Below are 13,920 nucleotides of genomic sequence, written 5' to 3'. Positions count from 1 at the left end.
CTAGTAGACAGCCATATTATTCTGAGGGTTTGGTTTCTCTGATTGCGGCATAGTCTTTGGCTGCAAGCACCTGTCGTTGATTGAGCTGTTCCTCGACTTTGGCAGCCCATTCCATATAGCTGTCATCCGAGTTATTAACACATTCAATCAGCTCGGAACCCATTCCGGAACCATAGGAAAAAAGGAGTAAGCGGCTGTTAGGGGGGGTATGAGCCAAGGCATAGGCAAACATAATCCACAGACTGGCAGTATAGGCATTGCCGCAGCGCTGATTCCAGGCCATAAACGGATTTACACGCTGTTCATAGAGATCGTTGGTTTGCGCAGAATCCAGACCTAAACTCTCTCCTACCGTATTAAATGCCTTATAGACCATTTTGGGAAAAGGAACATGAAAACATAAGGCACTGTATCGATTTAAAAAATCCACGGGATTCTCGTCTTTAACCATTTTTTTATAGCAGGAAACGGCCGCCTGTTTATAACATTCCAGACTAAACTGCCCGTTCACTTCGGGATAATGTTTGTCCAGCGGTTTCCAGAAATCAAAAACCGGCTCACTGTAGGCAATGGTGTGACCCGCATTAATGGTTGCGAGTTTGGCAGGCCCCACAATAAAAGCCACAGCTCCGGCACCCTGAGTCGGTTCACCCGGATCATTTTGTGCATATAAAGCTTCATCCACAGCAATAACCAGAGCGACTTTTTGCTTGTCCGGATTTACCTGATGCCATTCGGCTGCCTGCAAGAGAGCCAGGGTACCGCCATAGCAGGCATGCTTGACTTCGTAGGAGCGCACATAGCCCTGGATTTTGAGTTCAGAGGCAACCCATGCACTTAAAGGACGGCTATAATCAACAGGCGTTTCTGTACCAACAGCAATTAAACCGATGTCTTCAACACTCCCTCCCCAACGTTTAATTGCATCTTGCGCTGCCTGTATAGCCAAATCAATGACCGTGCATTGATTTCCGCAAAGCGCCATTTCATTTAATCCCAAACCTTTCGTATATTTTTCTGCTTCAACGCCGCGTAGCGCGGCTAATTCATTCAGATGCATGTAAAAGGGGGGAAAGCTTATTCCCAGACAGGTTATTCCTACACTTGAACTCATTTTTGTTATAACCTGCGCATAAACAACGTTGTACAAATATAGCCCATATTCTTATAAAAAACCTTCCCGGTACTTGGATTTAATTACAATTTATTCAGAGGCCTTATCCTTCATGACGTCTGCAAGCGAACAATTTTTACTCATCGCCTCTGCCACCCAGCTTCCAACCTGGTGATGCGCTTCGCGAAAAGGTGTGCCCTGCATCACTAGTGTTTCTAAAACTGCTGTGGCGTTCAGATAACCTGAATGCGCTTTCTCCTGCATTAATTGAATATTGAATTGCAGGCTTTCCAAAAATGGGGTGATGACGTCCAGACATGCGATAGCTGTGTTGCAGGTATCAAATAGTGCCTCCTTATCCTCCTGCATATCCTTGTTATAACTAAGGGGCAAAGCCTTCATTAGTGTCAGCATTCCCATAAGATGGCCAAAGACACGTCCGGATTTACCGCGAATTAACTCAGGAATATCCGGGTTTTTCTTGTTAGGCATAAGTGATGAACCTGTAGCAAAGGCATCGTCAAGGATTACAAAATTAAATTCCTGGGTTGCCCAAAGAATTAAATCTTCACTCATTCGAGATAAATGCATCATCAAAATACTGACCAGACTACATAACTCAATCACAAAATCACGATCGCTTACCGCATCCAGAGTATTGGCAATCACCCCATCAAAACCCAGCTGGTTCGCCGTCCAGGCTCGATCAAGCGGTAAACTGCTTCCGGCAAGCGCCCCCGCTCCCAGCGGAGAATAGTTCATTCTTGAGCGCCAATCGGATAACCGGCTCAGATCGCGTTCAAACATTCCCTTATAGGCTGCAAAATACTGGCCGAGCTTTACCGGCTGCGCTTGCTGCAAATGGGTATAACCTGGCATCCAGTCGCCATCGTGCTTATCCGCCAGGCCCTGCAAACAAGCTATCAGCTTCTCAAGCAGTAATTTAATATGCTGTCCGGCATCCCGTGCGTACAATCTTAAATCCAGGGCTACCTGATCATTACGGCTTCTGCCGGTATGAAGCTTTTTACCTGTTTCCCCAGTTTTCTCAATCAGCAAATGCTCTATTAACATATGAATATCTTCATGGTTTTCAGTCAGGGAATGAATTCCCTGCCTGATTTCCTGTCGGATAGTCTGCAGTGCATTGCAAATCGTCTGTGCCTCTTCTTCAGTCAGCAGCCCTTGCCGGGCTAACATGCGCGCATGCACCTGACTGCCGGCGATATCCTGTTCATATAGAATATGGTCAAAATTCAGAGACGCGTTGAATTGGGCAGCCCGCGGATCCAGACTTTTTTTGAAGCGCCCGCCCCAGACCTTACTGGTCATTTTCAGACTCCTTATGCACCAGGCCGTATACTTTGGCAGCTAAAGAAAAGAGATTAATAAAACCTTCGGCATCTTTTTGGTTATAGACACTGTCCGCCTCAAATGTCGCCAAAGCCGGATTATGTAAACTATAGGGAGACTCCATGCCAGAGGGGATAATATTGCCCTTGTAGAGCTTCAGATTCACTGTGCCGGTGATATGCTTTTGTGTGACCTCAATCAATGCGTCTAACGCTTCGCGGGCTTGTGAGAACCATCGTCCTTCATAGACCAGATTGGCATAGTGTTGTTGCAGGGATTGTTTAAGGTGCAGACAGCTTCGCTCCATACACAAACTTTCAAGCATTTTATGCGCTTTGTATAATACAGCGGCAGCTGGCGATTCATAAATCCCGCGGATTTTCATTCCAACCAGCCTGTTTTCAACCAGATCAGCAACTCCAATCCCATGTTCACCCGCTTTTTCGTTTAACTGCTGAAGTAGCTCCACAGGCTTTAACCGTTCACCATTTAACTTAACCGGAATTCCTTTTTCAAAATTGAGGCTAATCCATTCGGCCTGGTCAGGGGTATGCTCTATCGGAGCGGTCATCAGTAAGACATCGTCTGGCATACTCGCAGCGGGATCTTCAAGTACTCCGCCCTCGTGAGAGATATACCAGGCATTATGATCACGGGAATAAGGCGCTTTTGGGGTGACCGGTACTTCAATTCCATGTTTCTGTGCGTATTCAATAGCCTGCTGTCGGGATTTTATTTCCCAATGCCTCCAGGGGGCGATAATTTCAAGATGGGGGGCTAATGCCTTGAAAGTAAACTCGAAGCGCACCTGATCATTTCCTTTTCCTGTCGCCCCATGAGCCACTGCATCGGCCTGCTCCTGCAGAGCAACCTCCACCAGCTTTTGAGCGATCAGAGGGCGTGAAATGGTACCAAGAATGTATTGGTCCTCATAAAGCGCTCCGCATCGAACCAGTTTCCAAAGGTATTGAGTGACAAACTCCTCTTTCACATCCATCAGATAGGCTTTGCTCGCACCACTGGACAAGGCTTTTTCTTTTATTGCGCTTAAATTTTCCTGTTGCCCCAGGTCACAAATCACTGCGATGACCTCTGAATCGCGGTAATTTTCTTTTAACCAGGGAATCATAACCGAGGTGTCGAGCCCGCCTGAATAGGCCAGGATGATTTTTTTAATAAGCTTTCCCATTTATTCTCCCTGGTAAAATTGCTTTAAAAACAATATTGGATTATCGATTGTGGCAGGCTCAATGTCGGCTTTCAACTCCCCTTCTTTCAGAAGAATGATCCGATCAGCTATGCCGGTTAAAAACTCTAAATCATGTGAGGCGATTAGCATACTTCCCTGCAATTGTTTAACGCTGCGTAGCAACTGCGATACCTCACCGGTTTTTGCGGTGTCCAGACCAGAAGTTGGTTCATCGCATAATAAAAGATCAGGCTTCATCATCAGACTTCGAGCCAAAGCCACTCGTTGCTGTTGCCCGCCTGAAAGTTGACGTGGATACATATCCATTTTATCCAAGAGTCCCAGCACACTTAATAATTGCTCAGCTTTCACATAATGATTTATTTTTGGCTGCTTTAAACAGGGGGCATACACTAGATTATTTAACACAGTCATATGCGGGAATAACTGAAAATCCTGAAACATAAACCCCGTTTTTCCACTTAGAGTAATGACGCCGGAATTGACAGGTTCGAGACCCTGAATACAGCGAAGCAAGGTAGATTTACCACTGCCGGATGGCCCGGCCAAACCGACTATCGTATTGGGCACAATCTTAAAACTAAGCTGATTCAACACCGGCATCGATCCGAATTTTTTGGTTAGATTATGGATATACAGCATATTGACCTCTTTTTTCCAGAAAGCGCCCAACCAGTTCAATCAGCAACACCAGGCAATAATAATAAGCACCGGCAATACAAAGAGGAAGGAAATAAGTGAACTGTTCGGCAGCCACTGTTTGGGAACTCCTCATAAGATCCATTCCGCCAATTGTGGATATCAATGCAGTTTCTTTTAATAAAGCAATCACTTCATTGATCATTGCCGGCAGCGAATTGCGTAAGACCTGCGGTAAAATAATATCTTTCCATAAATAAAAGCCTTTAATCTCCAGGGTACTGGCAGCCTCAAACTGTCCTTTGGGCAAGCTGTCTATGCCAGCACGTAACAATTCGGCGAAATAGGCAGAACTATTTAATCCAAAAGCAATAATGCCTGCGATTAAAATATCAGGATGCAATCCAGTCAGAGCCGGCGTTGCAAAATAAATCAGGCTCAACTGCAAAATTAATGGAGTTCCCCTCAATATCGAAATCATCCCTTTTACAGGGAAAGAGACAATTGATTGATAACGACAGATGGCCCAGAAAATCCCCAAAGCAAAACCTGTAATCACACCGCCAGCCAATAATTCCAGTGTCAGTGTGAAGCCATGCGCGATGAAAAAAAGCGCCTGATTAATATCTTGCATTATCGCTTCTCCAGCCACTTGGTCTGCAGCCTTGCAATCTCGCCTTTTGCCTCTAATTTACTTAATGCTTTATTGATATCAGCTGTTAATGGAGAGCCTTTGGGCAGAGCCACTCCGTACCCCTGCCTGGACTGTCCCAGGGTGTGATAAGCAAGACCGGGATTTTTATTACTGAACACCAGGGCTTGTGCCGCATCCATGACGACCACATCCATGTAACCGCCCTTTAATGCTTCAATCGCCTGATTATTACTATCAAAGGCAGTGATCTCCTGCGATGGAAATTGCGCGTGAACCCAGAGATCCATCACACTTCCCAGCTGCACCGCGATTTTTTTATTTTGCAGTTGCTCCGCTTTAATTACCGGCGTATCCACTTTATAAACAGCGGCCATTTCCTGAAAATAATAGGGTGTACTGAAATCAAAATTTTTCTGGCGAACTTTAGTGATTGTCAACGTGGATATGGCAGCCTCATCCTTTCCAGAGGTTAAGGCAGGCAAGACCGAGCTAAACTGCATATTGTCAATCACCGCCTTTTTTCCTAATTCAGCGGCAATTAAATGGGCCAGATCAATATCAAAGCCCTTAAGTTCAGATTGTTCTGCAAATTCAAAAGGTGGATAGTCAGCAGAGGTTGCAAAATGAATGCTGGAATTATCTTGAGGCTGACAACCTGATAGCAGAAGCGCGACAGCAATTAGTTTTATAGGGAGTGTATATTTCATAATGACTACATATTCAAATATTATCCATTTTCGTAATTTATCTTCTTCACTGTTTATTTGTCAAGCAAAAATGGATATGATTTCAGAAAATGTGGTTTTAAATTCAAGAGAGGGACTATGACTCATGACAACCAGCTGGATCATTTGATTTTAAGTATTGTTCAAATTCAGCCAATTGCCGAGCAGGCTGACCTGCAGAGCAGTTTGAAAGAGAAAGGATATGATATTCCACAAGCCACCCTTTCGAGACGCCTGAAGAAGCTTAAAATTGCAAAAGTGGGTGGTGTTTATCAGCTCATTGAACCGCAACAAGCATCTGGCTTGCCCATAGTCACGAACATTCAATACTCGGAGTACGGGCTTGTAGTTCTTCAGACGCACCCAGGAAATGCCAGCAGCCTTGCCTATTATCTGGATAGAAAATATGTGGCGTTTCATTCGCTTGAAAAGCCTTCGTCTGGTATTTTGGGCACGATCGCCGGGGATGACACCATTTTGCTGATTATTCGAGGTCCAGCTGATTTGGATGAAGTGAAACACCTGCTCAAAAAAGAATTCCCTTATATCCAGTAAAGGCACCTTGTGTGATAGATTAAAAAACTCATCCCATACGAGGACTGGCATTTTCCTTTGCATCCGCTTTTTGTTCGTTTTTGTCCTCAGCCATTTTACTAATCTCATCAATTAACCTGGCAGTGGTTGTTTTAACGCCAGCCCAGGCAAACATCCGAGTAAAAATACCCTGCCCTTTATTCAACAGTTCATAACGACTAATCATACCTCCATTTTTATTCATGGTATTCGTGGTTAAATCCTGATGCGACTTTAGATCGCGCAGAAGAGTCTGAAACGATGCCAAATCCCTGGATTTAGCCAGATTAACCACCAATTCATAAACAGCATCACTTTTATCAACTCTGAATGCGTGTATACGATCATCCTTAAACAGTGTTTCTGCATGCTTAACCAGATCTTTAAAGGCTTGACTATTTTTTATATCGTTCAGTCTGGTGTCAGTATATGAATAAAGAGTGGGCTGTCTGATAGCATTTTTCCAACGAACCGCATCATATTTAACTTCTTTCTCCTCTTTCATAAGAGGCTCTTCTTCAGAAGCCCCGGGCTCTTTCATTTCATTATCTTTCTTATCTTGAACAGCGGGGGTTTTCTCTTCAACTTTACCTTTTTTCTTTTCATGTTCAGGTGAAGACTCAGGTGAACGATTGGCCGCTTGCTGTCTTAATTCCTGGATGGCTGCTTTCTGATCGGCCTGATGAACAAGACTGGGTTTATATCGCTGCTCAAGCTCTTTACGGGAAGTTAATTCATAAGCAAGAAGGTCTGCATGCGACTGCTTCAAACAAAGCTTGATAAAAACAGCGCCCTGTTTTAGCCCTTTCTCGTTATTGGGAAAGGTATATTCCCGCTTTCCATAATTTGAATCATAGTACTGCAATTTGATCTGCTTATTTTCATGAGTTATCCGTAGACCCATAGTATGCCCAGTGTGTTCCTTCGGGTGTATCGTAGTGAATTGCAAGCGATCTTTATCGGGATTGGCCGCAATTTCCTGAATAATTTTTTCAGAAACTGATTGTTCATTCCCTTTAAACGCTTGTCTTTCTCGGCTCATTGCCTGATTTTGCAGCGCCGCATTTCTTTGTAAAGAGGTAATTTGTCCTATTATAGGTTTATCGGCATAATCTGATTTCTGGCCTCGGACTTCATTACGTAAAGCATTGTGAAATTTGTCCGTTGTTAACCATAATCCAGTGATTCCAAAGCACTCTCCTCCCTCATTCAAGGTTTCGCCCGGATCTCTGAAAATAAGCGCTTCTCCCTGATTGAACCATGCAGGGTTGATGATGAGAAAATCGGCAAATTTAGTCAGCATATTCCGTTTATCAGGCGGCTTTTTCAGCAGTGCATATCCCTCTTTGAATTCTATTTTATTATAAATTTCCTGGGCTCTATCCTTATCACGATTCGCTAAAATAGCCATCGATTTTGCCTGAAAGTTATCATTTAAATTACAGAGCATCGCGTAGTTTTTCAGACTGAGGTGGGAAACAAAGTAATAAAGCTCATCATCCGTCAGGTGAATTTGTGGATCGTTCAGATCACCTAGTGACTCAGCAATATCGAGGTAATCATTATCGGTAAAATCAAGCCAATATTTTTTATCAGCAAGGCGAACAAGATTAATGTAACGCCCTACACTAGTGGGCCCAAGCTCTTTCAATTTTTCCAATTCAGATTCGCGAACCCTTCCATCCCCATCAGAGAAAACTTTGAGGAGCTGGTCTCCCTTTATTCTGTCCAGTGCTGCGACTATGACATGTGGCTTATCCTTATACTGTTTGCACGCAGCGATGAACGCCGTAGTTGATGAGGCTTTATAAAGTTTCTTCGCTAAATCAGTCACATCGCCTTTATCTTTTTTGAGAGCTCCAGCATGCTTACTTAGCAATAACGCGGTCGAAACATTAGGTTTTTTGGATTTAGGCATTTTAGTTCACAATACAGCCATTTAAGATAATTATAGGGCATAAAGATTAATAAATTATTATCTCCTTAGAGTGGTTAGCGCATTATTTAATCACAATGAAACTTTCATTGTGACGCAATCCTAAAGCGTTATACTTCCTACTTATCAGGACCGTTTTTTTTGACTAGTATTAGTTTTAATTAACTTATCGAGCAAACTATGAATATCCTGTTTCATCTGGCATTTCCGGTCCATGATTTTGAATTGGCTAAATGGTTCTATCATCAGATGTTAGAGTTTGAACCGGGCCGCGAATCAGAACATGCGCTGATTTTCAATTTTGCATCGCATCAGATTGTGGCCCATAAAATGGAAGAGATTCCGCCTGAACAGGAAGGCATTTATCCAAGACACTTTGGTTTGATTTTTCTGGAACTGGAAGAATTCAATCATTTTAAAGGCAAGCTTTTGCAAAAAAAACTTCCATTTGCTATTCCAGTTAAAACAAGATTTGCAGGAACCAAAATTGAACATCTTTCGTTTTTTCTGAAGGATCCCAGCAATAACCTGCTTGAGTTTAAACATTATATTCATCCATCTGCCATTTTTGCTGAACGTGATTTTCATGAAGTTGGAGAAAAAATTGATGCAATATAATCAAACTTGTTGTACAATATTCAATCAGTTTAATTCGTAACGAGTGATCGATGACATTATCCAGAGAAGATAAAGTATGTTTTGAAAGCAAATTAGCTGCTGCCATTCAGGCGAATCCCCAATATTTTCCAGCCGTTAACAAGATGTCGGATAATATTTTACAATTACTCGATAGTCCTGAAAATCGTGCTTATATCCTTGAAAACAAGCTTTTTACAGATGATGTGATGGGTGAGCTATTTAGCGATACTTATTATGGGACGCTCGATCTGTCTCTCGATTTTTGCCCAAGTCAGGAAGACATGCTGATTGCATTTTCACAGAGGCTCTCCGAACGCCCTGTCAGGGATCTTCCAGCAGTGATGCACCTACACCAATTATTTTCCCAGAAATTCTATGACCAACTGCCTGAAAAAGTAGTCAAGCATAATGATGTAATCAGAAATGTGGATCGGAGCAAATTGAGTATGTCTCAACGGGTTGCGATTATACTCGATTCCTATCCTCACGAAGTGACCCGTTTAAAGAATAAAGTCGCAAACCGAATTTTTAATAATGACTATTTTAAAATTCCCGCTCGTCAAAAAACGGGAAACACAGGTCAAATGACAGATAGTATTGGGGTTGCAAATCCTGAAAAATGCAGAATTCAGCAAAAAACAAAACCTCACCAGAATATTTTAGGTGTCTTTTTACCCACTAATTCAAAATGGCTTGAAGAAATAAACACGCTTGAACAGCCTTTTTTAGCAGGCCCTTCAGGCCATACCGGCTCCTCGCTGTTAATGTCAGTAATGATTGGTAATTTAAGTGCAGATGAACTAAAGGAATATGTAACAGCAGTAATGGGATTACTGGTTGGTGGTGGATACCACCATGTTCATGAAGTCGGGGTTATTGCCAAGCGTATTGGAATCCCTTATCAAGCCAATCAACATTATTCCTATCTGCCTGAACACTTTCTTGAGACCGATGCTATGCGAGAATTAGCAGCCGAATTTCCACAGCTCCTGATTGATCAAAATCCACAGCCTGTCAGCAGCGACCCCTGGTATGAACCTTTAAAAAGCCGCTTGCTGGCCCTGGCAGATAATGTTGCAGATAAATTAGTGTATGGAGCGGCTGCTATTAATGAATTAGGAGGTTCTAAATTAATAGATCCAGGAACAAATCGATATTTTATGTTTAATAGCACTCAAACGGTTGCACTGGCTACAAATAGTACCGCCCAGATAAGTGGACACTCAGTGCCTGCTTTAGGTAAGTAAAATCGACCTCATACCAGTTACCCGCACATCGCGGGTAACTAAATTATCACTCTCAAGCGATTCTCTCTGCGATCGTCTAAGCTTATAGCGAAAAGGGATAGACTGCCTAATGGAGCGAATCATGAAATCGTCTGGTCTGCGTAAATTACTAATTATTCTGTTTTTCTGCTGTAGCCTTCCTGCTCATGCAGTAATTAAGGTGGGTACCGTATTTTTTTATCCCCCTTTCGTATTATCACTGAATGAAGGATTTGATATCGAATTGATGCAATCCCTGTGTCAGGGATTGAAAGAACAGTGCCAAATGATTCCAATGGATTTTAATAAGTTATATACCTCACTGGATAAGGGCCAGATAGATCTCGCCATCGGCGGGATAGCCATTTCGCCATTAAGAAAAAATGATTATATTTTCAGCCTTCCCTATATGCTCAGTAAGGGACAGTTTCTAGTCATCCAGGGTTCTGGTATTAATAGCATGGAAGATTTAAAGGGTGCCGCCGTGGGAGTAATTAAGGGAGATCCCAAAGGAGGGGTTTTTTATAATTATCTTGAAAGTAATTTTGGAGACTTTTTTCAAATACAAACCTTTGATGACATCGAGGATATCATTACAGCGCTGGGCAATAAAACCATTAAAGCAGCATTTTTGCATCATTCTACGGCAGTTTACTGGGAACAAAATGGGGGAAACCAGTTTCAGACATTTGGCAATATCATTCCTATCGGTGAAGGCTATGCCATCATGGCGCTCCCTGCAAATGCCGCTCTCATCCAGAGAATTAATGTGTTATTACAAGGTATGGAAAAAGATAATGCCTATTTGAATCTTTATAAAACTTATTTTGGAAATAATTGAGACAAAAGCAATACCTGAGTAGAACGTTCCCAAATTACACCCGGGTTTGTCATTTCCGCCTGCGGAAATGACAGCTCAATTCATAAGCAATTTATTTTATGAGATATTTCAATCTTAAAGGTTTAATCTGAAAAACCAGCTCACCCCCCTTCCAGCCAATCCAGAATAATTTGCTGCTCTCTTAAATTCATCAAGGCAGGCGCATGCCCTGCATTTTCAACAGTCACCAATTGAATTTCCTGATGATAGCGTTTCATTTTTCTAATATGCTCTGGCAGCAGCAAATCGGAATGATGCCCTCTGATAACCATCACCGGGCAGCGTACTTTCTCCCACACACACCACATATCCACATCAAACAGGATCCCCTCCAGAGCTCTGTGGGGGTGGTGAAAAAACTCTTTGATAAAATCAGTAAAATGCTTGGCGTTTTTTATTTCAGGGTCCATTTTCATAATGTACTGATTATCCGCACGTTGCTTAATGCTGCTGGCAGTCAGGCTATCCCAATCCTCTTCACGATCGATGCCAAAATCAGCGTAAATGGTTTTAAAATACGCTTTTGCCTCTCCATGATCTTTGAATACCGGGCATTTACCAATGTACTTGGAAAGCCGCCACAAAGCTTTTACAGGAACTTGTGGCCCAACATCATTCATAACCAGGCGATTGATTGGGCTACGAGGCAAAGCGGCCATCATCATACCGATAAGTCCTCCCATTGAGGTTCCAATGAGGTCTACTTTCTCACAATCAATACGGGCAATCAGTGTATTTACATCACTCATATACTGGTTGAAATTATAATATTTGGAATTTTTAAACCAGGTACTATCACCCCTTCCTGCAATGTCAATTGAAAATACATGACGTTCATGCTCACTTAGAAAATTGGCCAAGGCTGTAAAATCACGACGATTTCTGGCAAGGCCATGTATACAGATAATGGGTGGAAAAGGAGAGCTGGCGTTGCCCCACTCGGTATAGTGTACTTCGTGAAAGCCTTCCCCAGTAAAGCCTGAAAAATAGTGCTCTTTACTGATTGTCATTGCGTTTCTCCTTCATTGGATACAGACTATTCACTGATACACCTGACCTTAATATAGCCAATTTTCGTAAAAATTAACTAAAATTAAATAAAAAGAGTATACAAATTCTCAAAAGACGGTGAAATTTAAACTTATTGAGATGGAGTAATTATGGATATAAAAAACATTCAGGGATGGCTGCGGCAAGTCTTTCTTATTGGTTCACTCTTAGTCACCCAGGCCGTAATAGCTGATAATGAGAAGACGCTAGATGAATGGGTACTTACGCCCCAAAGCCTTGGACCCGTTAAAATAGGAATGACTTTACAGGAAGCGGAAAAAGCAACTCAGAAAACATTTCTTAATTCGAAGCCCGAGGAGGATATGGGGGAAGACGAGACCTGCTTTAATACCAGTTTAAAAGGACTCGATGATATTTCTTTTATGATTTCAAAACAGAAAATTGTTCGCATTAACATCAATGGCGGCAGTATTAAAACCAATAAGGGAGCTGGTATTGGCGATACAGAAAATGATGTGATGTCATTATATAAAAATAAGATAATTACTGAGCCGCATCGCTATGATGATAGAGGCCATTATCTGACGTTTATTAAACACTCACAACCTTACGCAATTCGTTTTGAAACGGACGGGCAGAAAGTGGTACGTATGTATGCAGGACAAACTCGAGAAGTCCATTATGTTGAAGATTGTTTGTAGTAATCATTTCATTTATTTATAATCCGCCAGCAAATAATTTGGGAAAGAAGAATGCGATGCATCCAGTTTTAAAATTAATTCAACAAGCAAAAGACGAGCAATGGCCTTTTCCTCAAACACTGAGCAGGCTTCGTGATGCAGGAGTGCTTTATTATCGCGTCACCTGGGAAGACGATTACAAAACCGTCTTTCAATTAACTGATGATACCCGGATTGAAGAAAATAATCCTGAATTCAATACTGAAATCGCTTCACACTATTCAGAGCAGGCTGCAAAAATAGCGCTGAATGAGCATCAGCAGGGGAAAACCACATATCCGAAATGGCTTAATGAGATGGCGAAAGCCGGAGTGTGCGCTTATCGGGTTGATGCAAACAAACGAACGGTGACCTATTTCGGCATTGATTCAGAAAACTATTTTGTTGAAGAAGTTCCTGGAGAGTAAACCGATGCGCGCTGCTTTTGAAATGCTCAAAAACGACATTCACCAAAACGCCAATCCTGAAGCAGCCAAAAAAATGGCAGCCTATATGCTGAACCAGTTTTCATTTATTGGATTGGCAGCCCCTTTGCGCCGTCAATTGGCCCAGACATTTTTTAGAACCAGCATCACCCAACCATTAGATGAGCTCTTCAAGATTGTTGATGAGTTATGGAATTTGCCTCAACGGGAGTTTCAGTATATTGCCATTGATTTAATGCAAAAAAATATAAAAAGACTTGGCCTTGATTATCTTCCGGTTTTACTCAATTTAGCTGTCCAGAAATCCTGGTGGGACAGTGTGGATGGCTTGGCCTCTGTCTGTAATAAGATTTTAAGGCAAACAGAACAATCCGCTTACATTGACTGGCTTAAATCAGCAATTGATTCCGACAATCTTTGGATCCGGCGAATTGCTCTGCTTCATCAACTAGGCTGGAAAGAAAAAACGGATACTCATCTGCTTTTTTCATTTGCATTACAAAATGGAAATGATGATAACTTTTTCATTCAAAAGGCAATTGGCTGGTCTCTTCGCGACTACGCAAAATACAATCCTCAAGCGGTTTATCAGTTTATTGATGAAAATAAATTGCGTCTTGCCAAACTCTCCTGCCGAGAAGCATCCAAGCACCGAAAATAGCTGCGATTCCGTCTTTATTGAGGTTATTTTGCATTCATCTCTTAACAATTTGTCATCAGAAACATCAAACTGTTTGTTTTGCTGTGCTAAATTT

The 13,920-nt window shown here is 42.2% G+C and carries 15 protein-coding genes; 7 read left to right on the top strand and 8 right to left on the bottom strand.

What is annotated here, in order from left to right; genetic code table 11:
* Positions 1 to 16: 16 nt before the first annotated feature.
* The 6 genes from LXA66_RS08115 to LXA66_RS08090 all read right to left on the bottom strand — a co-directional run bounded on the left by LXA66_RS08115 (position 17) and on the right by LXA66_RS08090 (position 5,678).
* Positions 17 to 1,114: a hydroxymethylglutaryl-CoA synthase family protein gene (locus LXA66_RS08115; RefSeq protein ID WP_233012723.1), complete on the bottom strand. Its 1,098-nt coding sequence runs from the start codon at positions 1,112 to 1,114 to the stop codon at positions 17 to 19.
* Positions 1,115 to 1,204: 90 nt separating this feature from the next.
* Positions 1,205 to 2,446: an argininosuccinate lyase gene (gene argH / locus LXA66_RS08110; protein ID WP_233012722.1), complete on the bottom strand. Its 1,242-nt coding sequence runs from the start codon at positions 2,444 to 2,446 to the stop codon at positions 1,205 to 1,207.
* Positions 2,436 to 3,656, bottom strand: a complete 1,221-nt coding sequence (locus LXA66_RS08105) for an argininosuccinate synthase (protein WP_233012721.1) — start codon at positions 3,654 to 3,656, stop codon at positions 2,436 to 2,438. The genes argH and LXA66_RS08105 overlap by 11 nt, the downstream gene beginning before the upstream one ends.
* Positions 3,657 to 4,319 (bottom strand): amino acid ABC transporter ATP-binding protein, encoded by a 663-nt coding sequence (locus LXA66_RS08100; protein ID WP_112219688.1) that lies wholly within the window; start codon positions 4,317 to 4,319, stop codon positions 3,657 to 3,659.
* Positions 4,303 to 4,950, bottom strand: coding sequence for an amino acid ABC transporter permease (locus LXA66_RS08095; RefSeq protein WP_233012720.1), 648 nt, complete (start codon positions 4,948 to 4,950; stop codon positions 4,303 to 4,305). Before LXA66_RS08095 ends, LXA66_RS08100 begins: the two co-directional genes overlap by 17 nt.
* On the bottom strand, positions 4,950 to 5,678 hold the full coding sequence (locus LXA66_RS08090) for an ABC transporter substrate-binding protein (RefSeq protein ID WP_233012719.1): 729 nt from the start codon (positions 5,676 to 5,678) through the stop codon (positions 4,950 to 4,952). Before LXA66_RS08090 ends, LXA66_RS08095 begins: the two co-directional genes overlap by 1 nt.
* A 117-nt stretch (positions 5,679 to 5,795) precedes the next feature.
* Here LXA66_RS08090 and LXA66_RS08085 point away from each other — a divergent pair, with 117 nt between their 5' ends.
* Positions 5,796 to 6,251 (top strand): arginine repressor, encoded by a 456-nt coding sequence (locus LXA66_RS08085; protein WP_233012718.1) that lies wholly within the window; start codon positions 5,796 to 5,798, stop codon positions 6,249 to 6,251.
* A gap of 28 nt (positions 6,252 to 6,279) precedes the next feature.
* Here LXA66_RS08085 and LXA66_RS08080 read toward each other — a convergent pair whose 3' ends face one another.
* Positions 6,280 to 8,187 (bottom strand): hypothetical protein, encoded by a 1,908-nt coding sequence (locus LXA66_RS08080; RefSeq protein WP_233012717.1) that lies wholly within the window; start codon positions 8,185 to 8,187, stop codon positions 6,280 to 6,282.
* A gap of 198 nt (positions 8,188 to 8,385) precedes the next feature.
* Here LXA66_RS08080 and LXA66_RS08075 point away from each other — a divergent pair, with 198 nt between their 5' ends.
* The 3 genes from LXA66_RS08075 (at position 8,386) to LXA66_RS08065 (ending at position 10,950) form a co-directional block, all read left to right on the top strand.
* Positions 8,386 to 8,823, top strand: a complete 438-nt coding sequence (locus tag LXA66_RS08075; protein ID WP_233012716.1) for a VOC family protein — start codon at positions 8,386 to 8,388, stop codon at positions 8,821 to 8,823.
* A gap of 50 nt (positions 8,824 to 8,873) precedes the next feature.
* Positions 8,874 to 10,091: a hypothetical protein gene (locus LXA66_RS08070; RefSeq protein WP_233012715.1), complete on the top strand. Its 1,218-nt coding sequence runs from the start codon at positions 8,874 to 8,876 to the stop codon at positions 10,089 to 10,091.
* A gap of 121 nt (positions 10,092 to 10,212) precedes the next feature.
* On the top strand, positions 10,213 to 10,950 hold the full coding sequence (locus LXA66_RS08065) for a transporter substrate-binding domain-containing protein (RefSeq protein ID WP_165483055.1): 738 nt from the start codon (positions 10,213 to 10,215) through the stop codon (positions 10,948 to 10,950).
* A 140-nt stretch (positions 10,951 to 11,090) separates the two neighbouring features.
* Here the strand turns inward: LXA66_RS08065 and LXA66_RS08060 are convergent, their stop codons facing one another.
* Positions 11,091 to 11,999: an alpha/beta fold hydrolase gene (locus LXA66_RS08060; RefSeq protein ID WP_233012714.1), complete on the bottom strand. Its 909-nt coding sequence runs from the start codon at positions 11,997 to 11,999 to the stop codon at positions 11,091 to 11,093.
* 150 nt (positions 12,000 to 12,149) lie between these two features.
* Between LXA66_RS08060 and LXA66_RS08055 the strand changes: the two genes are divergently transcribed.
* Genes LXA66_RS08055 through LXA66_RS08045 form a run of 3 tightly spaced genes read left to right on the top strand, consistent with a single transcriptional unit; the run spans position 12,150 to position 13,826 of the window.
* Positions 12,150 to 12,701 (top strand): hypothetical protein, encoded by a 552-nt coding sequence (locus LXA66_RS08055; protein ID WP_233012713.1) that lies wholly within the window; start codon positions 12,150 to 12,152, stop codon positions 12,699 to 12,701.
* A 56-nt stretch (positions 12,702 to 12,757) separates the two neighbouring features.
* Positions 12,758 to 13,147, top strand: a complete 390-nt coding sequence (locus LXA66_RS08050) for a DUF1398 family protein (protein ID WP_233012712.1) — start codon at positions 12,758 to 12,760, stop codon at positions 13,145 to 13,147.
* 4 nt (positions 13,148 to 13,151) lie between these two features.
* Positions 13,152 to 13,826 carry a DNA alkylation repair protein gene (locus LXA66_RS08045; protein WP_233012711.1) on the top strand — a complete coding sequence of 225 codons (675 nt, stop codon included), beginning with the start codon at positions 13,152 to 13,154 and terminating at the stop codon, positions 13,824 to 13,826.
* The last annotated feature ends 94 nt before the right edge of the window (positions 13,827 to 13,920 follow it).

Source organism: Legionella sp. 16cNR16C, assembly GCF_021297775.1.
Lineage (GTDB): Bacteria > Pseudomonadota > Gammaproteobacteria > Legionellales > Legionellaceae > Legionella_C > Legionella_C quinlivanii_A.
This window is presented reverse-complemented; position numbering and strand designations above follow the sequence as displayed.

Bases quoted from the DNA above. Each gene is read 5' to 3' on its own strand.
- LXA66_RS08105 (WP_233012721.1), bottom strand. From the start codon at position 3,656: ATGGGAAAGCTTATTAAAAAAATCATCCTGGCCTATTCAGGCGGGCTC.
- LXA66_RS08075 (WP_233012716.1), top strand. From the start codon at position 8,386: ATGAATATCCTGTTTCATCTGGCATTTCCGGTCCATGATTTTGAATTG.
- LXA66_RS08060 (WP_233012714.1), bottom strand. From the start codon at position 11,999: ATGACAATCAGTAAAGAGCACTATTTTTCAGGCTTTACTGGGGAAGGC.
- LXA66_RS08100 (WP_112219688.1), bottom strand. From the start codon at position 4,319: ATGCTGTATATCCATAATCTAACCAAAAAATTCGGATCGATGCCGGTG.
- LXA66_RS08095 (WP_233012720.1), bottom strand. From the start codon at position 4,950: ATGCAAGATATTAATCAGGCGCTTTTTTTCATCGCGCATGGCTTCACA.
- LXA66_RS08085 (WP_233012718.1), top strand. From the start codon at position 5,796: ATGACTCATGACAACCAGCTGGATCATTTGATTTTAAGTATTGTTCAA.
- LXA66_RS08080 (WP_233012717.1), bottom strand. From the start codon at position 8,187: ATGCCTAAATCCAAAAAACCTAATGTTTCGACCGCGTTATTGCTAAGT.
- LXA66_RS08050 (WP_233012712.1), top strand. From the start codon at position 12,758: ATGCATCCAGTTTTAAAATTAATTCAACAAGCAAAAGACGAGCAATGG.
- LXA66_RS08070 (WP_233012715.1), top strand. From the start codon at position 8,874: ATGACATTATCCAGAGAAGATAAAGTATGTTTTGAAAGCAAATTAGCT.
- LXA66_RS08115 (WP_233012723.1), bottom strand. From the start codon at position 1,114: ATGAGTTCAAGTGTAGGAATAACCTGTCTGGGAATAAGCTTTCCCCCC.
- argH (WP_233012722.1), bottom strand. From the start codon at position 2,446: ATGACCAGTAAGGTCTGGGGCGGGCGCTTCAAAAAAAGTCTGGATCCG.
- LXA66_RS08045 (WP_233012711.1), top strand. From the start codon at position 13,152: ATGCGCGCTGCTTTTGAAATGCTCAAAAACGACATTCACCAAAACGCC.
- LXA66_RS08065 (WP_165483055.1), top strand. From the start codon at position 10,213: ATGAAATCGTCTGGTCTGCGTAAATTACTAATTATTCTGTTTTTCTGC.
- LXA66_RS08055 (WP_233012713.1), top strand. From the start codon at position 12,150: ATGGATATAAAAAACATTCAGGGATGGCTGCGGCAAGTCTTTCTTATT.
- LXA66_RS08090 (WP_233012719.1), bottom strand. From the start codon at position 5,678: ATGAAATATACACTCCCTATAAAACTAATTGCTGTCGCGCTTCTGCTA.